At 47.7% G+C, this 20,996-nt stretch carries 18 protein-coding genes and 1 tRNA gene; 14 read left to right on the plus strand and 5 right to left on the minus strand.

What is annotated here, in order from left to right:
* Positions 1-20: 20 nt before the first annotated feature.
* The 8 genes from porZ to ABD843_RS03595 all read left to right on the plus strand — a co-directional run bounded on the left by porZ (position 21) and on the right by ABD843_RS03595 (position 7,459).
* Positions 21-2,315: a type IX secretion system anionic LPS delivery protein PorZ gene (gene porZ / locus ABD843_RS03560; protein WP_345078607.1), complete on the plus strand. Its 2,295-nt coding sequence runs from the start codon at positions 21-23 to the stop codon at positions 2,313-2,315.
* Positions 2,316-2,320: 5 nt separating this feature from the next.
* A complete protein-coding gene (gene recO / locus ABD843_RS03565; protein ID WP_345078610.1) occupies positions 2,321-3,055 on the plus strand; it encodes a DNA repair protein RecO in 735 nt (244 codons plus the stop codon).
* 63 nt (positions 3,056-3,118) lie between these two features.
* Entirely contained in the window at positions 3,119-3,646 is a 528-nt protein-coding gene (locus tag ABD843_RS03570) for a shikimate kinase (RefSeq protein ID WP_345078613.1), read from the plus strand.
* Complete coding sequence (locus tag ABD843_RS03575; RefSeq protein ID WP_345078616.1) at positions 3,639-4,025, plus strand: DUF423 domain-containing protein; 387 nt, start codon at positions 3,639-3,641, stop codon at positions 4,023-4,025. Before ABD843_RS03570 ends, ABD843_RS03575 begins: the two co-directional genes overlap by 8 nt.
* 59 nt (positions 4,026-4,084) lie before the next feature.
* On the plus strand, positions 4,085-4,966 hold the full coding sequence (locus ABD843_RS03580; RefSeq protein ID WP_345078619.1) for a lysophospholipid acyltransferase family protein: 882 nt from the start codon (positions 4,085-4,087) through the stop codon (positions 4,964-4,966).
* A gap of 23 nt (positions 4,967-4,989) precedes the next feature.
* Positions 4,990-5,679, plus strand: coding sequence for a Dph6-related ATP pyrophosphatase (locus tag ABD843_RS03585; RefSeq protein WP_345078622.1), 690 nt, complete (start codon positions 4,990-4,992; stop codon positions 5,677-5,679).
* Between the two features lie 22 nt (positions 5,680-5,701).
* The gene (locus ABD843_RS03590; RefSeq protein WP_345078625.1) at positions 5,702-6,724 is read left to right on the plus strand and encodes a WD40/YVTN/BNR-like repeat-containing protein; all 1,023 of its coding nucleotides are present in this window, start codon (positions 5,702-5,704) and stop codon (positions 6,722-6,724) included.
* 210 nt (positions 6,725-6,934) lie between these two features.
* Complete coding sequence (locus ABD843_RS03595) at positions 6,935-7,459, plus strand: DUF4402 domain-containing protein (protein WP_345078628.1); 525 nt, start codon at positions 6,935-6,937, stop codon at positions 7,457-7,459.
* Between the two features lie 146 nt (positions 7,460-7,605).
* On the opposite strand, the gene lipA is transcribed toward ABD843_RS03595, so the two are convergent.
* Together lipA and ABD843_RS03605 are read right to left on the minus strand one after the other, a co-directional pair.
* A complete protein-coding gene (gene lipA / locus ABD843_RS03600) occupies positions 7,606-8,541 on the minus strand; it encodes a lipoyl synthase (protein ID WP_345078631.1) in 936 nt (311 codons plus the stop codon).
* Between the two features lie 21 nt (positions 8,542-8,562).
* Positions 8,563-9,366, minus strand: coding sequence for a hypothetical protein (locus ABD843_RS03605; RefSeq protein WP_345078634.1), 804 nt, complete (start codon positions 9,364-9,366; stop codon positions 8,563-8,565).
* Between the two features lie 93 nt (positions 9,367-9,459).
* Between ABD843_RS03605 and ABD843_RS03610 the strand changes: the two genes are divergently transcribed.
* Positions 9,460-9,870: an OsmC family protein gene (locus ABD843_RS03610; RefSeq protein ID WP_345078637.1), complete on the plus strand. Its 411-nt coding sequence runs from the start codon at positions 9,460-9,462 to the stop codon at positions 9,868-9,870.
* An 88-nt stretch (positions 9,871-9,958) separates the two neighbouring features.
* On the opposite strand, the gene ABD843_RS03615 is transcribed toward ABD843_RS03610, so the two are convergent.
* From ABD843_RS03615 to coaBC, 3 genes are read right to left on the minus strand one after another with little or no spacing between them, the layout of a single operon-like run.
* Positions 9,959-10,324 (minus strand): DUF4296 domain-containing protein, encoded by a 366-nt coding sequence (locus tag ABD843_RS03615; protein WP_345078640.1) that lies wholly within the window; start codon positions 10,322-10,324, stop codon positions 9,959-9,961.
* A 26-nt stretch (positions 10,325-10,350) separates the two neighbouring features.
* A complete protein-coding gene (porD, locus tag ABD843_RS03620) occupies positions 10,351-11,292 on the minus strand; it encodes a type IX secretion system protein PorD (RefSeq protein WP_345078643.1) in 942 nt (313 codons plus the stop codon).
* Positions 11,273-12,484: a bifunctional phosphopantothenoylcysteine decarboxylase/phosphopantothenate--cysteine ligase CoaBC gene (coaBC, locus tag ABD843_RS03625; protein WP_345078646.1), complete on the minus strand. Its 1,212-nt coding sequence runs from the start codon at positions 12,482-12,484 to the stop codon at positions 11,273-11,275. Before coaBC ends, porD begins: the two co-directional genes overlap by 20 nt.
* Before the next feature lie 164 nt (positions 12,485-12,648).
* On the opposite strand from coaBC, the gene ABD843_RS03630 reads away from it, so the two are divergent.
* From ABD843_RS03630 to ABD843_RS03650, 5 genes are all read left to right on the plus strand, one after another.
* A complete protein-coding gene (locus ABD843_RS03630) occupies positions 12,649-14,529 on the plus strand; it encodes a M1 family metallopeptidase (protein ID WP_345078649.1) in 1,881 nt (626 codons plus the stop codon).
* A 169-nt stretch (positions 14,530-14,698) separates the two neighbouring features.
* Positions 14,699-14,783, plus strand: a tRNA-Ser gene (locus ABD843_RS03635).
* A gap of 250 nt (positions 14,784-15,033) precedes the next feature.
* Entirely contained in the window at positions 15,034-16,272 is a 1,239-nt protein-coding gene (locus tag ABD843_RS03640) for a site-specific integrase (protein ID WP_345078651.1), read from the plus strand.
* Positions 16,273-16,454: 182 nt separating this feature from the next.
* Positions 16,455-17,777, plus strand: a complete 1,323-nt coding sequence (locus ABD843_RS03645) for an NACHT domain-containing protein (protein ID WP_345078654.1) — start codon at positions 16,455-16,457, stop codon at positions 17,775-17,777.
* A complete protein-coding gene (locus ABD843_RS03650) occupies positions 17,756-20,653 on the plus strand; it encodes a hypothetical protein (RefSeq protein WP_345078657.1) in 2,898 nt (965 codons plus the stop codon). Before ABD843_RS03645 ends, ABD843_RS03650 begins: the two co-directional genes overlap by 22 nt.
* The last annotated feature ends 343 nt before the right edge of the window (positions 20,654-20,996 follow it).

Consider the following 20,996-nt stretch of genomic DNA (forward strand, 5'->3'; position numbering starts at 1 on the left):
TTGTCAATACTTTCGTCCGAATGAATCTATCCAGGTCTATAGTTGCGTTTGCGGTCCTTTGTTTCTTCTCAGTTACTGATGCTTTTGCCCAGAACCAGCCCATCGGCTCGTGGCGTTCCTTCATGTCCTACAGTTCGGCCTTTGGTGTGGCCACCAGTGGCAATGTGCTCTATACCATAACCGACAAGGCTTTTTATACCGTAGATGCACACAATGGCCAGGTAGATGCCTACAGCAAGGTAGAGGGTATGTCTGACATAGGTATGCAGTGTATAGGTTACGATCATGCCACCTCTACCGCCGTGCTGGTATACTCTAATGGCAACGTAGACCTTTTCAAGGATAATACCTTCTATAATGTGCCCGATCTGAAGATAAAGACCATAGCAGGCTCCAAGGAAGTATATGCCATATATATTCTCAATGGCAATGCCTACCTCAGCACATCTATAGGTGTAGTGGTGATAGACCTTGCCAAACAAAGCATAAAAGAGACCTATGAGTTCAACGTGAACAACCAGGTGATGGCCGTGAAGGGTATCTGGTCGCAGGGCGACTCGTTATACGCCATTACCGTCAATGGTATGTACAGCGCCAATAAGAACAGCAACGAGCTACAGAACTTCCTGGCATGGAAACGGGTGGACACAGGCAAAAATTACATCTGCATAGCCGGGTACGACAATGAGCTCTACCTGTCTACCGATAAAAAGCTGTACAAGGCCACCAATGGCATAGTATCAGAAATATACAGTTCGCGCATGGGCATCATGCATATAGATGCCGGTATGGGCAGGCTGCTGGTAAGTGAATACGATACGGGCTCCTTTAGCGGATACATAAAGCTATATAACAGCGCACAGGGCATGTACGACTCGGTGCGCCTTCCAGGCAATAAGGCCGCGCAGGCGATCCAGACACTCGATGGTACCCTTTTCATTGCCGATGAGTTCGGTGGGCTGCTGAAAAGGCACAGCAATGGCGACCTGGGCTACATTACCCCCGAGGGGCCTATCAATGTCAATTCGTTCGACCTGTATGCATACGGCCGCGATCTGTGGATAGCGCATGGCGGTTTCAACGAAAAGTTCCTGCCGGCAAAGAATTACGCCAGCATCAGCAATTTCAGGGACGAGAAATGGAAATATTATGCCCGTGGCTTATACAGGGCGTTCGATACCATAACAGATATCAGCGTACTGCTTAAAGACGAAAAGACCGGCACCCTATACGCAGGCTCTTTCCTGAATGGCCTTTTTGTAAAGAACAGCGATGAGAGTACCCAGGCCTATACGGCGCCCTCTGTATTCGATAACAGCATATCGCAGGGCGAGGGCCGTGCGCAGGTAGCGGGCCTGGGGCTCGATAGCTATGGCAACCTCTGGGTATCTACCATGTTCTCGCCAAGCCACCAGCTATATGTAAAGACACCGGAGAACGAGTGGACGAAATTCAGTGTGCCGGGTGCGCAATTCGGCGGCCCCCTTGTAGTGGATGATAATGACCAGGTATGGTTCGCAGGCTACAATGGTAGCGGTGTATCGGTATACAACTTCAATGGTACCCCTGCCGACAGGACGGACGATGCCAGCTACCACCTGGTGTCGGGCAAGGGATATGGCAACCTGCCATCTAATACTGTTAACTGCCTGGCCAAGGACAACAACAACAATATCTGGATAGGTACCGCCAATGGTATAGGCATAGTCAGCAATTGTTCCTTCCCCCTCTCACAGACGCCTCCCTGCGATGCGGAGATACCCATAGTACAGTACGACCAGTATGCAGGTTACCTCTTTGCAGGTAACAATGTGCGCACCATAGCCGTAGATGGCGCCAACCGCAAGTGGGTAGGTACCGACGATGGTGTATGGCTGCTATCGCCCGATGCCGGCAAGATAGTATACCGTTTCACTACCGATAACAGCCCCCTGCCGTCGGACCATATACAGAAGATAGCGGTAGATAAGCTTACCGGTGATGTGTACATAGGTACAGAGCAGGGCCTGGTAAGCTACCGCAGTACAGCTACCGAAGGTGGTACCAAGAACGAGAACATTATCTCCTTCCCCAATCCTGTGCCATCGGGTTATACGGGTACAGTGGCTATAAAAGGTCTTGTGGCCAATGCCGATGTGCGCATCACCGACATCAACGGCCAACTGGTGTACCGTACCAAGGCCCTTGGCGGCCAGGCCATCTGGAACGGCCTGGACCATACAGGCCGCAGGCCGCAGAGCGGTGTATATCTTATCTTCGCATCAGACAGCAATGGCGAGGAGACCTATACCGGCAAGCTGGTATTGCTGAAGTAACACCTATGCTACACAAAACACAAGGTATAGTACTGCGCCCGGTAAAATATGGCGACACCAGCCTTGTGGTCACTATATTCACAGAGCAGTTCGGTATACAGGCATATATGGTAAAGGGTGTGCGCGTGACCGGTGCAACCCGCAACAGGGCCAGTTATTTTCAGCCCGGCACCCTGCTGGATATGGTAGTATACATGCAGCATGGCAAGAACATGCAACTGATACGCGAGTACCATGCGGCCTATATCTACACATCGGTACACGAGAGCGTTACCAAGAACAGCATTCTTATGTTCTCTGCAGAGCTCATGCTGCGCCTCCTTCCAGAGCATGCCCCTTTGCCCGACCTCTTCACCGCTGCCAGTAAATACCTCATATCGCTCGATACCGCCGATCCCCGCCATGTGGCCAATTATCCCTTATGGTTCCTTGCGCTGTGCAGCAGGTTGCTGGGGTACGATCCCCGCGGCAGCTATGGTCCCGCTACTCCCTACCTGGACCGCGAGTATGGTGGTTTCTCGGCGCATCCGCCAGCATACCCGCCCTATACCACCACCGAAGATGCCTTTGCACTGCACCAGGTGTTGCTTGCCAACGACCATGATGCCATACAGGGCATTGCCATAAACAGCGAAATGCGCAGCAGGCTTATAGACTGGTACATAGCCTTTCTGCAGCAGTATACACAGCATCTGGGCAACATCAGGTCGCTACCTGTGCTGCGGTCTGTGCTGCATTAGGGGCATGTGTTGCCATAGGTTATCTTTTTCTCTGTCTTTTGTCTATTTTGCAGTGGATATATCATGAGTCAGAACACCTCTGCTTCGTATCGCATTTTTCTGGCAGGTATGCCGGGCGCAGGAAAGACCTACTGGGGCCGGCGCATAGCTGCACACTACGGTCTGCCCTTCATCGATCTGGATGAGTATATCAGCAGCAACGAGGGCAAAAGCGTTGCGCAGCTCATACAAGAGGTTAGTGAAGAGACCTTCCGCGACCTGGAGAACAAATACCTCATCAGGCTCATAGGCAGCACCGACAATAGGGTGGTGATAGCATGCGGTGGCGGTACACCCTGCTTCTCGGGCAATATGCGCACCATGAAGATGGCAGGCATAGTGGTATACCTGGAGGCAGACCTTGAGTATCTCTACAGCAATGTGCAGCGCGATGGCGATATTCGTCCCCTGCTGGGCAAGACCACATCGGTACGCTACCAGATGGAACGCCTGCTGCAACTGCGAAGACCATACTACGAGCAGGCCCACTATATTTTACAGGCCAAAGACATTTCCCTCACTACCTTTGACGAAATTCTTGGCAATGTATAAGCAGGCTATAACCATAGGGGCCATACTGGCCGCACTGGCAGTGATACTTGGCGCTTTCGGCGCACATGGTCTCAAGTCGCTGGTAACGCCCGAAAGGCTGCAGGTGTTCGAGACCGGGGTACGCTACCACTTCTATCACAGTATAGCCCTCATCATCGCAGGTATACTATATGCCCAGTACCCTGTACGGCAAATGAAGCTGGCCACACTGCTCTTCATCATAGGTATAGCGCTGTTCAGCGGTTCTTTATATGCCATAGTATTTTCGGGTATCTATGGTGGCAGCATCGGGCCATTGGGTGTGCTTACGCCTATAGGTGGTGTGTTCTTCATTATAGCGTGGGTGCTCATGGCCATAGGCGTGATGCGTAAGGCATGACCGGTGCCCACTCATGTATTCCCCGGAAAGACTAATTTTGCACAAAATGTCTTGAGACCTTGCAGGCGCTAACCTATTACATCGCTCTACCGTTCATTTACCTGCTGTCGCTGCTGCCCTTTCCGCTGCTTTATCTCTTTTCCGACCTTGTGTTCTTCCTGCTGTACCGTGTGGCAGGCTATCGCAAAGATGTGGTGCGGCAGAACCTGCGCAATGCCTTTCCCCATAAAAGCGAACAGGAGATAAATACCCTCTGCAAGGCATATTACCACCACCTGTGCGATATGTTCCTGGAGACCTTCAAGACCCTTACCATAAGCCCGCAGACAATGTTGCAGCGCTGCTCGCTCTCCCCCGGATCGAAAGCCTTATTTGATAGGTTGAATAACGAAAATAAAAGTGTGATACTGGTAATGGGTCACCTGGGCAACTGGGAGTGGGGGGGCAATACCTTCAGCCTGTCGTGTACACAGCAGTTGTATGTCATATACCACCCGCTACGCAATAAATACTTCGATGGGCTTATGTACCACATGCGCACCCGTTTCGGTACAAAGCTCATAGCCATGAAGAACACCTTCAGGGAAATGCTGGGCAACCGCAAGGGGGCGAATGCCACCGCCTTCATAGCCGACCAGACCCCCCAGCCCGACAATGCCTACTGGACCACCTTCCTGAACCAGGATACACCCGTTTTCAAGGGCACCGAGATAATAGCATCGAAGCTGGGCAGCCCCATAGTGTATGTGCATATAAAGAAGATAAAGAGAGGCTACTACGAGATGCATGCCGAAATGCTGCTGGAAGATCCTGCCAGCAAGCCGGATGGCTATATATCGGAACTGCATACACGCCGCCTGGAAAAAGACATCATTGCCCATCCTGTAACATGGCTGTGGTCGCACCGCAGGTGGAAGCATAAGCGACCTGCAGGTATGTGATACGCTAGCTACAAAGACACACCATGCCACTAAAGACCTATTTCAACTGGAGCACCGGCAAAGACTCGGCCATGGCGCTGAATGCCCTGCTGCGCGATGACCGCTATAGTGTGGCGCACCTGCTCACATCTGTGAATGCACATCACGACAGGGTAAGTATGCATGGCGTACGCACGGCATTGTTGCAGCGGCAGGTAGATGCCATAGGCATTTCTGCCCTCCGTATCGAATTGCCGGAACAACCTACTAACGAGGAGTATGAACGGCTGGCAGGTGGTAAAGTAGCACAGCTAAAGGCCATGGGGTGCGAAGTGGCCGCATTCGGTGATATCTTTCTCGAAGACCTGCGCCGGTACCGCGAAGACCAGTTGGCGACAGTGGGTATGAAGACCGTCTTTCCACTATGGAAGAGAGATACACGCGAGCTGATGGCGGAGTTCATAACATCGGGCTTCAGGGCCATTACGGTATGCGTGAATGCCTCCCTGCTCGATAGGTCTTTCGTAGGGCGCGAGCTGGATAGGAGTTTCCTGGATGACCTGCCCGTCAACGTAGACCCTTGTGGTGAGAACGGCGAGTTCCACACATTCTGCTACTATGCGCCATTTTTCAAAGAGCCTGTGCCATTTTCCATAGGCGAGACCGTATACCGCGAGTACGACAATGCGGGAAGCAAGAGCGGCTTCTGGTTCTGCGATCTTCTGCCAGCATAGTCTATCTTTATCATCGCATCATATGTATCGTTGTCTTCTGTTCTTACTGGTGTTATCCTATACCTCGCATGCCCAGCATGTGGGTTGGCGGTCAGTTGATACAAAGGTACAGGCATCGTTCCGCGGGCTGTCTGTGGTAGACGATAGTGTGGCATGGATAAGTGGCAGCAAAGGCTGGGTAGGCAAAAGTACCGATGGTGGCAATACCTGGAAGTTCGCCCGGCCCGTGGGCTACGAGCAGTGCGACTTCCGCAGTATATATGCCATAGATGCCAATACTGCTATAATAGCCAATGCCGGTGCACCAGCCTATATACTGCGCACTACCGATGGTGGCAGTACATGGCAAAAGCTGTACGAGAACCACGATACCTCCGCCTTTATAGATGGGATAGATATGCAAGGCAAAAAAGGTATTGTCTATGGCGACCCCATAGCTGGCCATATGCTAATGCTCCATACCACCGATGGTGGTGTTACATGGAAAGAATACCCCTATGCCGACCGACCGCTATTGTGCAGCGGCGAGGCTTCCTTTGCGGCCAGTGGCACATGCATCAGGTATTTCGGCCGCAGGCGTGTGCTTATAGCCACAGGCGGCAAAGTATCGCGCCTGTTCCTGTCGCGTAATGGCGGTAAGAGCTGGCGCAGCATCGGTACACCCATACTACAGGGCATGAGTGGCACAGGCATCTTTTCGGTACTGCCGCTTGGCCGCAAACACTGGGTGATAGCAGGCGGCAATTACATGCAGGATACCCTTCGCACTGCCAACCTCTTTTATACATACGATGCCGGAGGGCACTGGCGTACGCCCCGCATCACCACCCGCGGCTACAGGGAATGCCTTGCGGCCATATCGTCTCGTTCCATATTGGCCGTAGGCCCTGCCGGTATAGATATATCTCACGATGATGGCGATACCTGGACGCCGTTCTCCGACGAAAAACAGCTACATGTGGCCCGCCGCGCGCGTAAAGGAGCGCTTACCATACTGGCCGGCGGCAATGGCAAGATATATATCCTGCCTGTACTGGATAATTGACCTTTTATTCCTTCCATTTTTGTTTTATTGTCCGTTTTTTGGAATTTCTATCCTATGTGTAGACAATTGGCACACTGTGCCAAAATTCAATCATTTGATTTTCAACATTTTATATTTCTGGCACAGCGTTGGTTATATACCTGTCAAACCTACCTGCGGCAGGCAGGCAAACAAACAAAAACACTAACAAACAAACAAAAACGAACTACAATGAAAAACATCTTCAAGTCTCTCGCTCTCGCTACTGTTGCACTGGTTTCTTTCTCTAGCAGCTCTTTCGCACAGGCAACCGCAACTGCTTCTGCATCTGCCAACATCATCACTCCGATATCTATCGTTAAGACAGTAGACATGAACTTCGGTAATGTGGCCGTGTCTGCAACTATAGCCGGTACTGCCGTTCTGGCCCCTGCAGGTACCCGTACCACAGGCGGTGCAGGTGGTGTTACCCTTCCTGCTACTACAGGTACCGTTTCTGCTGCCAGCTTCACGGTTTCTGGTCAGGGTGGTTATACTTACGCAATAACTCTTCCTACTTCTTGCACAATAACTGACGGTGCTACACACAACATGACCGTTGATAACTTCACAAGCTCACCTTCTGCCACAGGTACCCTGAGCGCAGGTGGTACTGAGACCCTGAACGTAGGTGCTACCCTGAACGTAGCTGCCGGTCAGGCATCTGGTCTGTACACCAACGCTACCGGTGTACCCGTAACGGTGAACTACAACTAATAGTAAAGAATATAGTGAGATAGGTTTGGTGCAGCGCCTTCGGAAACGGAGGCGTTTTTTTGTTGTCAGAGGCCGGTTCTTAGGCACAATAAAATAGGCCATACTTTATATGAGTATGGCCTACTGAATGAATATCGATAAAGCAATTATTGCTCCATCTCTTTAGAACGCAACCAGGCGGCACGACCCTCACCTGCGAACACATGGCGCTCGCTATGGTAGGACGAGCGTACCAGTGGCCCGCTTTCCACATAGTCTATACCCATCTTATAACCCTCTTCGCGGTAGAAAGCAAATTCGTCAGGATGCACGAAGCGCACCACGGGCAGGTGCTTTTGCGTAGGCTGCAGGTATTGGCCCATGGTCACTACATCACAGCCATTATCGGCCAGATCGCGCAGGGTCTGCAGTACTTCTTCCTTTTCCTCGCCCAGGCCCAGCATTATACCGCTTTTGGTACGCATACCGCCATCCTTCAGGGTGCGTATCACTTCCATGCTGCGGTGGTATTTGGCCTGTATGCGCACTTTTCGGGTCAGGCGCTCTACGGTCTCTATATTGTGCGACACCACTTCCGGCGCCACATCTATCAGGCGTTGTATATTGTCTTTCTCCCCTTTGAAGTCGGGTATCAGGGTCTCCAGTGTGGTCTCGGGGTTCAGGGCGCGTACAGCCTTTATGGTATTGGCCCATATTATCGATCCGCCATCTTTCAGCTCGTCCCTGTCTACCGATGTGATAACGGCATGCTTCACCTTCATCAGGTATATGGCCTCTGCCACACGCTGGGGTTCGTCCCAATCCACAGGATCGGGACGGCCGGTGGCCACAGCGCAAAATCCGCAAGAACGGGTGCAGATATTGCCCAGTATCATAAAGGTGGCTGTACCCTCGCCCCAGCACTCGCCCATATTGGGGCAGTTGCCGCTCTCGCAAATGGTATGAAGCTTGTGCGTATCTACAAGGTTGCGTACATGGCGGTAATTCTCGCCAATAGGTAGTTTCACACGCAGCCAGTTAGGCTTTTTCACGCGCGTTTCCTCTGTCGCTAGTACTGAACTGATCACCGGCAATTCCTGCATAATGGGTGCAAGTTACGACCATCACCAGCGTTTGCCAAATTGGAACGCTACGAACAGGTTCACAAAATATGGGCTGGAAGGTTGGTTGAACATCAATGGTATCGCTTCGGCATAATATTCTACCGATGCACCTGTTTCTATGGCCGTAACGGTCTTGCGGTTGGCCGCAAAATCGAAGTGCAGCAGCGTCTTCAGGTGCCCGCCGGGAATGGCCTTTACTTCGCTCAGCCCCATACTGAAGCCTCCGCTGCCGGTAATATTGCGCGTATCCAGGAAGGCATCTTGCGTTTGCTCAGAGAATTTTATGCCCCCTGCATTGGCATCGGTCACTATATAGTATGGTTTCAGCAATCCCAGCGCAGGGCCTATTATAGTGGTCCAGTGAATGGAAACGCAGCCCGGGTCCGGTTTGCCTGCCAGCATTCTGCGCATACCTATACCAGCCTTTACACCATAGAAGTTATTGATCTTGCCATAAACGTAGTTGGACGAGTTGCCCGATCCGTTATCCGGTGCCGCTATCTTTTGCTGTTTGGGATGCTTCTTTTCAGAGAATTCCAATTGCAGCAGCCGCACATCATGGAACATATCAGACATTTTCGCCTGCCGCGATCGTATCTTGCCATAATCCATGTACAGGCTCCAGCCATCACTACCCAGCCGGTAGCCAAAACTGATCTCTGCCTTGATAGGTTTTATTGTGGGTGGCACCACTTTTACGAGGGTCTTACCTACATCGGGTGGGGTAGAGCTACCCTGCCCATAGGTATGCACTGCTGAACTGCACAGCAGCACCAATGAGGCCACTTTTAGTATTCGGGGCATAGTTGTTTTAAAATTACGAATGAACACCCATATGAAAAAATAAACTTTTCGTAGGCGGATAGTAGTATGTAAATTTAACAAAAAAACACGCTGATGACAGCTCACATAGTATACAACGGCGACCTGCGCACTACTGCTACCCATGTACGTTCGGGCACGTCTATAGAGACCGATGCGCCGGTAGATAACAAGGGAAAGGGCGAACGTTTCTCACCTACCGACCTTGTGGCCGTAGCGCTTGCCACCTGCATGGTCACCACTATGGGTATAGCTGCTCCCATACACGACCTGGACCTGGATGGCTCCGAATGCGAGGTGACCAAGATAATGGCCTCCGACCCGCGCCGTATAGCCGAGATAGTGGTGGTGATGAGCTTTCCTAAAAGCAAGCCATTCACCGACAAGCAGAGGTTCAAGATAGAGCAGATAGCCCATACCTGCCCTGTCTTCATCAGCCTGCATCCCGATATGAAGAAGAGCATCAGCTTCGTGTGGCCTGAATAGGGTCGTCAAAGAAACATGGTAAGAGTGGCTTGAACAGTACTTGCTCAATAGCTTTGTGCTTTCCACTTTCTACTTTATACTTCCTCTTCTACTTCTTTGCTGCAGAGTCGCGCCAGCGGGTCGCTGTTGGTATTATAGATGTCAGCAGCGAGTCGAACTCCGTAGGGTGCTGCTTGTACCATGCCAGGCTGCTGTCGAAGGTTCCCTTGGTCATGTGGTGCTTGTCGAAGATGATCTTGTAATATGCCGCCAGCGAATCGGGGCTTTTCACACCGGGCTTGCGTGTGGTATCTTTTACTATAGCACTGTAGCTTTCGGCAATGCTCAGGTCCAGCAGTATGCTGCGCATTTTTTCGCGGGGCAAATGGTTATCCTTGCTTTTATCGAAATATGTGCACGATGCCATACCTGCTATGCCGCATAACAGCAGAAAGGCCATTACACGGTTAAGCATAGTATACGATAGTACAGGGTAGAGGGTCATTTCAGGGCGTTGTATTTGTTGGAGTTGGGTACATCTATCACAGCCAGCATAGATATGTACTGCTGCCTTTCCGAGCGGGGCGTAGCCTCCAGCATACGCAGAAATTCCTCGCCTTTGGAGCTTAGCAGGAATTGTATAGCTACAGAGTTAGGGTTCTCCCTGTTCACCTGGTACAGCTTTTTCACATTCGTCATTATGCGCGCGCGTGCATCTGTAGGTTTCATAGACATACTGTCCAGCCCCTCGCGGTGCATGATGTACCAGAAGTTGCGCGCCTCCTGGAAACGCTGGTTCAGCAACTGGTCTACCAGCCAGTAGCGGTTGCGGTTGTTCTCCTTGGCTTGCCAGCCGTTTATTCCCTTTATGTTGTCCGGCGCACTATTCACTATGTTCTGCGCCTTTTTCAGGTAGTTGGTGCCCCCCAGTGGCGAAAAGCTGTCATAGTCCATTGCCAGAACCAGGTATACATAATAGCCTACCACTGCAGTAAGGTTCGAGCTCAACGGATCGGATCCGAAAGCGCGGTTATCGTCAAAGTTCAGCGGGTTGAACTGTGAATACTTGAAGGTGAGGTCCCTGTCCACATAGTTCACTATGGTGCTGGTGTAAGAAGAGTTGTATACGGGCCTCGCCGCCTGTATGCTGAAGGTGCCTGAGAAAGTATTGGGGTCGCCGCCAATATTGTTGCCGGTGATGGTTATGAAAATGTTGCAGTCTATTTTTTCGGTAGTAGCATAGTCATCGGTCGTCCACCGGCGCGAATTCACCAGCTCGGTCACGGCACGCTGCATATTAGTGAACAGCTCGGGGTCTACACCGGTTATGGCCCTGTCGCGACTGTCTATCCGCTTCACGGTAACCTTGCAGTTCAGCTCCTGTGCCTGTGCCGCCACACACCATACCAGCAATATACCTATACTAAACAGTTTCCTCAGCATGTCTTATCTGTATCATATGGTCTATAATGGCTTTTGCAGTATCGCGCTTGCTTTGCAATGGCAGGGTCACTGGTTCCTGCCCTGCGGTCAGCAGTGTCACTTTATTGGTCTCATGCCCGAAACCGGCGCCTGCATCGCGCAGCGAGTTCAGCACTATCATGTCGGCATTCTTGCCATTTAGTTTCTTTGCGGCGTTCTCCAGCTCGTTATCTGTTTCCAGCGCAAAACCTACTAACGTCTGCCATGGTTGTTTTATTTTGCCCAGCGAGGCCAGTATATCGTCTGTCTTCGTCAGGGTGAGGGTAAGGCCCGTATCGCTTTTTTTTATCTTACCGGTCGCCATGGTCTCCGGCCGGTAGTCGGCTACGGCTGCGGCCAGCACCATTATGTGCGCATCTGCAGCATGGGCCATTACGGCCTCGTACATATCGTGTGCGCTTTCCACTGCGGTCATTGTTATGCCTTTGCCATGTGGCGCCTGCACTCCGGGCCCTGCTACAAGGTTCACTTCGGCGCCTGCCTCGGTAAGTGCCTCTGCCAGTGCCACACCCATTTTGCCTGTAGAGAAATTCCCTATGAAGCGTACCGGGTCTATACGTTCGTAAGTAGGTCCTGCGGTCACGATGGCTTTTTTGCCCTTTAGCGGCCTGTCGGTAGTAAAGAATTTGGCGAGCATCTGCAGCATATGCTCCGGCTCGGCCATGCGGCCCATACCTACGAGCCCGCTGGCAAGCTCACCATATTCCGATGGCAGTATGTGGTTGCCATATGCCTGTACCCGGCCCATATTAGCCTGGGTAGAAGGGTGGTGCCACATATCCTCGTCCATGGCCGGCGCTATGAACACAGGGCACCTGGCCGAAAGATAAACGGCACATACTATATTGTCGCACAGGCCATTGGCCAGCTTACCTAATGTATTGGTGCTGCATGGGGCTATCACCATGGCATCGGCCCACAGGCCCAGGGCCACATGGTTGTTCCAGGTAGCGCCGTCAGCCACATCGGCCAGTACGGGCCTTCCCGATACTGTGGACAGCGCCAGCGGGCTCACAAAACCTGCTGCCGATGCCGTAAGCAATACCTGCACCTCGGCGCCTGCTTTTACCAGCAGCCTCACGAAATGGGGTATCTTATATGCGGCTATACTTCCCGTGGCCGCCACTATTATCTTTTTGCCTTTTAACGACATGATACGAAGAACATGCAAGTTACGCACATTTGTGCGAAATGGGATGTTAGGCCCTGCCTCGCAACACGATATTATCAATGCTTTATGTAAATTTGCACATCATTAAAGTTCGGGGTGGCCAATAGGTCTTTTTATGCCCTGCACAACTCGCCTGACCACTACATATGCTTAAGAACCTCTTTTTTGCCACTGGTGTCGTTCTCTTATTCGCAGGTTGTTTCAGCAAGCCCGAGCAAGTGGCTTCCACATTGAAGGTGGTAGACCCTAAAGAGTGGGTAGATGAACATACCCTCTCCAATGCCGACAGCGTTGCGGTACGCCACCTGCACCTGGACATAGCCGTGGACATGGTGAACAGGCAGATATCGGGTAACGCTCTCTGGACCATAAACAACAACCATCATCAGAAAGAGCTGATACTGGACACCTACGACCTTACCATAGATAGCGTAATGGTAGATGGCCATTTGGCAGGCTACCAGTTGGATAGCCCTATCAAGTTCCTGGGTAGCGCACTGCACATACCTATCAACGAGAATACCAAGTTCGTGATGGTGCATTACAAGACCGGCCCCAGGGCGCGTGCACTGCAGTGGCTCGATCCGCAGCAGACCCACGACAAGAGGGCTCCCTTCCTGTATACGCAATCCGAGTCCATATACGCCCGCTCGTGGATACCCTGCCCTGATGGGCCGGGTATACGGTTCACCTATACTGCCCGTGTCACGGTGCCTCAGGGGCTTATGGCGCTGATGAGCGCCGAGAACAGCGATGTGGTGAACGATACGGGTGTTTACAACTTTCGCATGCCCATACCCATACCAGCCTACCTGATGGCGCTGGCCGTGGGCGATCTTGCCTTCAAGGGTATAGACGACCGCACAGGCGTATACGCCGAAAAGGGCATGATAGACAAGGCCCGCTGGGAATTCGAGAACGTGGGCCGTATGGTAGGCAGTGCCGAACAACTTTATGGCGCCTATCGCTGGGGCAGATATGATGTAGTGGTACTGCCGCCCGGCTTCCCTATAGGAGGCATGGAGAATCCCAAACTCACCTTCCTTACGCCTACCATCATAGCGGGAGACCGCTCGCTGGTGAGCCTGGTAGCGCACGAGCTGGCCCATAGCTGGAGTGGCAACCTCGTTACCAATGCCACATGGAACGATTTCTGGCTCAATGAGGGATTTACCAACTATTTTGAAAGGCGCATCATGGAGCAGATGATGGGCGAAAGCTATTCTGACATGCTTTGGGAACTGGGTTACCAGGACCTGCAGAACGAGGTGATGGCCCTAGGAGCTGATAGCCGCGATACATGGCTGAAGCTGGACCTCAAAGGCCGCGATCCCGATGATGGCCTCAACAGTATACCTTACGAAAAAGGCTGCCACTTCCTGAAAATGATAGAAAAAGCCGCCAGCCGCGACCGTTTCGATAAATTTCTCGTAAAGTACTTCGATGCCAACGCATTCCGCACCATCACTACCGAGACCTTCCTGAATTATATGGATACCGTGCTCATAAAGAAAGATACGGTATTGCGCAAAGCGCTGAACATAGATGAATGGGTATACGGACCGGGTATACCTGCCAACTGTCCCCGTGCCAGGCAGGAGCTGTTCAGCAAGGTAGATGCCGAACGCACCAAATTCCTGTCCGGTATGCCGGCCGAACAAATAGCTTTTGTGAACTGGAGCGCGCATGAGTGGCTGCACTTTCTGCGCGGCATGCCCGATACGCTCCGTGCCGACAAGATGGTGCTGCTCGACCGCGCTTTCAACTTCTCTACTACAGGCAATAGCGAGCTGGCCGATGAATGGTACCTCATAGCCATAAGGGCCAATTACCGCCCTGCCTATCCGGCCATGGAGCGTTTCCTGAGCACAGTAGGCAGGCGCAAATTCCTGGAGCCGCTGTACATACAAATGATGAAGACCCCCGAAGGGCAGGAGATGGCCCGGAAACTATATACCAGGTACAAAGAGAACTACCACCCACTAGCACAGGAAAGCCTCGATAGGATAGTGTTGAAATTACCCTGATATCATCGGTACACAACTCCATACATCATACTTCACAAAGTGTACAGGCAAGGCTAAAACCCTTGCCTGTACTGCGTTTGGACCCTCCTGCAGACTTTCTGTTTTAAAATATGTGGCTTATTGTTGAAAATATTTTTGAAAATCGGCCTGCTTATATAATTTTGTCCCTGGAGAGATGGCAGAGTGGTCGAACGCGGCGGTCTTGAAAACCGTTAACTGTAACAGGTTCGGGGGTTCGAATCCCTCTCTCTCCGCTGATATCGATATCAGATCGAAACAAAAGCCTTGAAATCTATGATTTCAGGGCTTTTGTGTTTTAGCCCCCATATCAAAACGTTCGAATTCGCGCAATACTCAGGTGAACACGGAGGTGAGCAAAAAGAAAAATCAAAAAATGCTCACCTGGAAATTTGTAATCTGTTGATTATGAACATGTTTACTGGCTAAATGTCTTGTCTGCTAATGGCTACACTGAGAACTTTGTAACCAATTAAAACAGACCATATGATCAGCAAGAGTTTCGCGATTCTTTTCTATCTGAAAAAGCGTACCGGTGTGGAGCAGCAGACGCTACCGGTTTACCTCCGCATTACCGTTGACGGCGAACGCAAGGATATCCATACTAAGCAGTTTTGGGAGCAAGAACGATGGAATAAGCAGGCGCAGCGCGCAAAGGGCACCAATGAGTCATCAAGGACCTTAAACGCCTATTTAGATGCACTTGAGAGAGACGTTCAAAATGCTCGTCTTAGGCTTACCGAAGCAGGGCTGCAAGTGACGGTATCTGAAATCGAGAAAATACTTACAGGACAGGAAGAGAAGCAGCGCACCCTGCTACAGGTATTTAAGGAACACAACGACAAGATAGCGGCATTGGTAGATATGGACTACGCAGAAGGGACCATTGAGCGGTATAAGACTACCTTAGACCATACGCGGAGGTTCATCGAATGGAAATACGGGAAGGAGGATATTGAACTAAAAAGTCTGACGTTTGAGTTCGTAAGCGATATGGAATTTTGGTTGAAGAGCGCGCGGAAATGCGGGCATAACAGTGCCATAAAGTACATTGCCAATCTCAGAAAGATTATCAACATCTGCTTGAAAAACGGCTGGCTCCCTAAAGACCCATTTTATGGATTCAAAATGACCAAGCGTGATGTGGTTCGCGAATATCTCAGCGAAGAGGAATTGCAAAGACTGGCAAACAAGAAATTTGCAGTTGACCGCATAAGCCAAGTGCGTGATATCTTCCTTTTCAGCTGCTATACTGGTTTGGCATTCATAGATGTTTTCAACCTAACTAGGGAACGCATATCGAAGGGGGTTGACGGCAATCAATGGATATTTACCTTCCGGCAAAAGACCGATACATCTACCCGCATTCCCCTATTGCCGCAGGCGCAAGTTATTTTAGAACGTTACAGAAGTCATTCTAAGTGTGCAGCCAATAACAAAGCCTTCCCAGTGCTGAGTAATCAGAAAATGAACTCTTATTTGAAGGAAATAGCCGATCTATGTGGGATAGCAAAAACACTTACATACCACATAGCAAGACATACTTTTGCTACTACGGTGACTCTAAATAATGACGTTCCTATCGAGAGTGTCAGCAAAATGCTTGGGCATAAGAGCATCAAGATCACTCAGCATTATGCGAAAATTATTGATAAAAAAGTGAGCAATGATATGCAGTTATTAGCTGAGAAAATGGAATTGAAAGCGATAGAGGGATTACAATAGTCCGACTAAGATTCGAATTGCCATGGTATACGATTGAATTTCAGTCTCCGAAATTTGTTTTTTTGATTTTTTGTCGATTAAAACAAGAACTTCATTCTTCAAGCAATTAACTTTATATAGGGTTACTTATCAATGCAAATATAAGTATCCCCACCTGATTTATTACTACAAAAGAACTGAAGATGAATGCCCGAAATATCCCATGGCATGTTATTGATTGCAAAAAATTTGAGAATCTAATTCGCTGGATTGCCAAAACTGAGACACCGAAAATAAACTGGGACCTCTATCTTAAAAGTGGCAACAAACAACATGGGATAGATATCAAAGGTTTCGATTACGATACGGGGAAAGATATTTGTATTCAGTGCAAATTTACTCCTGAGTTATCCTTAGCGAATTTAAAGGACTTACTACGAGAATTCGAGGAAGGAACCCTACGGGCGACAACGAGGAAATTTATACTCGCAACTACGTCTGATTTACAGAAGAGAACGGTAAAAGAGTATTTTGACGCACAGGTAGGTCTTTTCAAAGACAAATACCAAATTGAGCTAGAATCTTGGGACATTGAGAACATTGAAGTGCGACTGAAGAAGTGCTATGGATTAGTCCATAAATACTTTGGTAAAGGTGCTGCGGATAATCACTGTTTCCTGTCCAATAAAAACCCGGTAATCGTATACAATCCCGTACAGAATTTTATTGAAAGAAGTGTTCTGAAAGTGAACGAGCCAAATGCGGACAATGAACATAGATTTTATTTTGGCGAACGCACTATTCTTGAATTAAAGAGCTTATTTTATTCCGATGACCTCCTTACTCAAAAAATATGCCTAATCGCTGACGCGTATCAAGGTAAATCTACTTTATTGGAGCATCTAGCTTACGAATTGCAAGAAAGTAGTTTGTATGTTCCCGTAATTCTGAAAATTAAGTCTCTAAATGTTCGCTCCATAGAGTCAATTATTGAGGAATCCTACAGTTATATAAAACAATTTCCTGGCGGAGAGCTTGTTCTAATATTCGATGGTTTAGATGAGGTCACACAGAACAAGTTCAATGATTATAAAAATATGATTATCGAATATTCGAACGCTAATCCCGCGGTTAATATCATATTTTCCTGTAGAAAGCTATTTTATTCTCATTATCGTTTATCAGAGCTAAAGAAAGACTTTGACTTTTATGAATTGATGCCGATAGCAGACCCAGACATCAATACTTTTACAAGCACATTAGGCAACAAAAAAAAGAACTTCACCAATTACATAGCCAAATGCAATTTGGGTAGCCTCTTATATCATCCATTCTACCTAGTTAACCTTGTCAGGCTTTTTCAAAAAGAACGTGGCATAAGCAGCATTCCAAAGACAAGGAAAGAAATCGTCTATTATTTAGTTGAAGAATCATTTAAGCCTTCAGACAGCAGGCCATTGGTCCATGGAAATGAACTTCTCCATGAAAAGGTAGAGTATACGGCTTGTATAAAAAACTTGCATTAATTACGCAGTTAAATGGCGAGAATGCAGTAGACGATGAGCTTATGCAGCGACTATTTACCCGAGAACAACGAGAATTACTCATTCATAGCTCATTTCTTTCGAAAATAGGCACTAAATGGTCATTCGATATTGCATTCTTTCAAGAAAATATCGCTGCGCTTGCATTGTTACAAATGCCTTTGGGTAGCGTTTATGACATGGTGACGGTAGGAGTAGCAAGGCGAAGGATAAAAACTAAATGGATTCAGACCATTGCTTCTTATATATCTTTGCTTGAGGAAGGAGATAGTCGAAAAGAATCAGTACTTGAGCTCGTTCGGAACGATAATATCGAATTGATAACATTTTGCGATGCCTCTAAATTGTCCTTTGATTTTCGATTGCAAACGGTCAAGGAGGTATTCCAAAAATGTATCAGACTCAGTTCCTTTCCGAGGGTTACTAGGGTGGATGTTATCGCTGCCTTTATAAAAAATGAAGCTGAGGGAATAAAGTATTTGCTTTCGATTGTTCAAAGTTCCAATACGTCTCAAGTAAAAGCACTCTCTTGGAGAGTTATTGAGCATTTTGACGATTTAGGTTCATTGCGGAATGACGTAAAGCAAGAAATCCTAAACACTATTAAAAACATAGAAGATGGTGGCTTTGCACGCATACTAGTAGATATTCTCACCAAGTTCAACCTCGTGTTGGACGAAGATATTTGCTGTTTACTGCGCCCCAGCAAATTGCTGCAAGAACCAGAATATCTAAACGGACTGTTTGATTTGCTAATATCGAAAAACTTAGTAGACAAGTATTACTATGTTGGTCTAGAAGCAGTAGACGTATTTGAAAATCATGACAAAGTCCAAAGGCAATATAAGGCACAGGCAAAGCTGGAGTATTTTTTAATGCTTCCTAATGACCCCAACAATGTTATTGCTTTTCTCAAGCTCGTTCACAGTAAAAAGTGGGGGCCGATTTATCGAGATACTTATTTAAATGACGATAAGCAAGTGTTGTTGAAAGAAATGTGTGAATTGGCAATTAGAATACACCCTCAAAATGCACTTGTATTTTTTCCTGTTGCCGATATATTAAGATATCAAATAAGTAGACCGCACAACAAAGAGTATATACACCTATATGAGTTTTTTAGAAAAACTGACACCGTTCCACTTTTCTTTAAGTTGTCTCTGAAAATTGTTGATAAAATTGACTTGCCATATTTGGCGTTGTTAGTTACGAAAGAGTGTTGCGATTTTATTTTCGACAATTTGGAGATAGAGGATGAAGAGAATGTAGTTGAGGATAAAAGGTTGTTGCCACAAAGCCAAATAGTGCAAATGTATTCATGGATTAGGTATTGGAAGGAAGATGATAACCTAGCAAATTTGTTTCATGAACGGTTGCTGCATACTACCGGCATCGATTACAACAAATTACAAGAAGAAAGGAATGGAGAGCATTTTTTGCTGGAAGCGAAGAAACATGAAAACGACTTAAAACACATACTTTCTCCTGATGCATTTATAGCGGGATTAACAGCATTTTTTCAGGCTTATGGAAGCAATTCAATCCCATCTGACAAAGTGTTTGTAGGCGTGTCTCCTAACATTGTCCGGAGATTGGCTGATTCGACCTTTATTTCCAATTTCTTACTTCGTTTTGAATACGACAAGAAAGAAATATCTCTGTCTGATTGTTTAAATGTCGTTGAAAAAGATGGGTGGTTTGAATGTTTCAGAGCAAAACAAATATATCGGTACCACTTTCCAACTGAAGAGTCAATAGCAATATTGTCCCCTTTCCTTAAGAATTACTATTCACAAGAAATACAAGTGACAAATTTTGTAAATGCAATTAGGCAAAATGGCAATACTTATAGTATGGATAAAAAAGCCAATTTTCTTAAGGAGATTTTTGTGAAATTTAAATATGAAACGGCGCAAGAAAATTTGCTCAAAATGCTATGGGTAATTTGGGATGGATTCCACCATCTAAAAAGAAATAATTATGGAACGAATCAAAACACAACATTGAGCGAGCTAATCATCGAAAATGTTGTTTCTAAAGAACAGTTGATTGAGACAATTATTTCGAATTTAAAAAGCGATATCCAAGCAGATAGAGTAATCGCCAGTCATTTGGAATTATGTCGGCATTTAGAAATTAATGAAGTAACTGAGTTTATATTGGACGAACGCATTTTTAGCAGATTTGCAGATTATGAGCAGACACATATAGTCGAAATTTTCACACAGCTTGGAGGTGATGAGCAGAAGCTGCTCGAGTTGTTTAGAAAGCTAGGAACTGTAGGGGAAAAAAACGTTGTCCTTTACCTTGATTTGTCAAAAAGGTTGCTACAAAAGAACAAAATTGAAATCGTAAATTCATTGCTAGGTACATTGTCAAATCTCGCATTAGATGATAGCCGGAGGCTAGAGGTATCGATTAGGCTCATATCTGCTGGGCAAGAGGTAGGTTTCGCTTTCTTTGTAGACGGTATTGTTCAAGGGAAGATATGGTTGGAACATTTTCATCGTTCTTTATCCTTGCTGAATATACCTGCCAAACTTGTATTGAAGGAAATGCAAAGGATAATCCACCATATTCTTGATAAAAGCGAGCCAATAGAATCGCGGGATTATTCTATCAAAGACTTTATATGGGATTGTCTATTTAAGGTTTCAAAAAGAAATGAAGAAGATTTGTTGGACGTAGAAAGTTTCTTATACACTGCTTATGATGGGTTAAAAGATTCTCACTCGAATGCCCATGAAATATTATTCTGCATTGATAGGGTTCTTGAAAACTATAGGGACTTGGATGGTAACGTTTATCAACCTACCGATATCAGTCGAATTTTAGCAACTGTAGATTGGGCAAATTAAATGTTATAAAACGTCCTAGAGAATGATTCCGACTGCATTGTATAGGGCTAGACCTGGCCAGCAAAACTACCAAGGCGCAATTGCGAAGCACAATTGGACAAGGAATGGCTTGTACTTCCGGCTGTGCCAATTCTCTTAAATAATTCTAGAATGAATCTTCTGGGATTCTTGATGGCGATGTTTTGGAAAAGTGACTAAGTACACAAAAGCAAGTCCTGAGTTTGCTTTCTTTAGTTTAATTGAAGGGGCTTTAAGTGAACATCAATAAGTCAATATCCGATAGCATTTCGTCATGGTGAAAGATAGTAATCTTCCTTCCGTGGAAATGTAATTTTGCGGAATC

Source organism: Nemorincola caseinilytica, assembly GCF_039540515.1.
GTDB lineage: Bacteria > Bacteroidota > Bacteroidia > Chitinophagales > Chitinophagaceae > Nemorincola > Nemorincola caseinilytica.

Coding starts and splice junctions, on each gene's coding strand:
- ABD843_RS03585 (WP_345078622.1), top strand. CDS start 4,990: ATGCCACTAAAGACCTATTTCAACTGGAGCACCGGCAAAGACTCGGCC.
- recO (WP_345078610.1), top strand. CDS start 2,321: ATGCTACACAAAACACAAGGTATAGTACTGCGCCCGGTAAAATATGGC.
- porD (WP_345078643.1), bottom strand. CDS start 11,292: ATGCTGAGGAAACTGTTTAGTATAGGTATATTGCTGGTATGGTGTGTG.
- ABD843_RS03575 (WP_345078616.1), top strand. CDS start 3,639: ATGTATAAGCAGGCTATAACCATAGGGGCCATACTGGCCGCACTGGCA.
- ABD843_RS03605 (WP_345078634.1), bottom strand. CDS start 9,366: ATGCCCCGAATACTAAAAGTGGCCTCATTGGTGCTGCTGTGCAGTTCA.
- ABD843_RS03630 (WP_345078649.1), top strand. CDS start 12,649: ATGCTTAAGAACCTCTTTTTTGCCACTGGTGTCGTTCTCTTATTCGCA.
- porZ (WP_345078607.1), top strand. CDS start 21: ATGAATCTATCCAGGTCTATAGTTGCGTTTGCGGTCCTTTGTTTCTTC.
- ABD843_RS03595 (WP_345078628.1), top strand. CDS start 6,935: ATGAAAAACATCTTCAAGTCTCTCGCTCTCGCTACTGTTGCACTGGTT.
- ABD843_RS03590 (WP_345078625.1), top strand. CDS start 5,702: ATGTATCGTTGTCTTCTGTTCTTACTGGTGTTATCCTATACCTCGCAT.
- ABD843_RS03645 (WP_345078654.1), top strand. CDS start 16,455: ATGAATGCCCGAAATATCCCATGGCATGTTATTGATTGCAAAAAATTT.
- coaBC (WP_345078646.1), bottom strand. CDS start 12,484: ATGTCGTTAAAAGGCAAAAAGATAATAGTGGCGGCCACGGGAAGTATA.
- lipA (WP_345078631.1), bottom strand. CDS start 8,541: ATGCAGGAATTGCCGGTGATCAGTTCAGTACTAGCGACAGAGGAAACG.
- ABD843_RS03615 (WP_345078640.1), bottom strand. CDS start 10,324: ATGCTTAACCGTGTAATGGCCTTTCTGCTGTTATGCGGCATAGCAGGT.
- ABD843_RS03610 (WP_345078637.1), top strand. CDS start 9,460: ATGACAGCTCACATAGTATACAACGGCGACCTGCGCACTACTGCTACC.
- ABD843_RS03570 (WP_345078613.1), top strand. CDS start 3,119: ATGAGTCAGAACACCTCTGCTTCGTATCGCATTTTTCTGGCAGGTATG.
- ABD843_RS03640 (WP_345078651.1), top strand. CDS start 15,034: ATGATCAGCAAGAGTTTCGCGATTCTTTTCTATCTGAAAAAGCGTACC.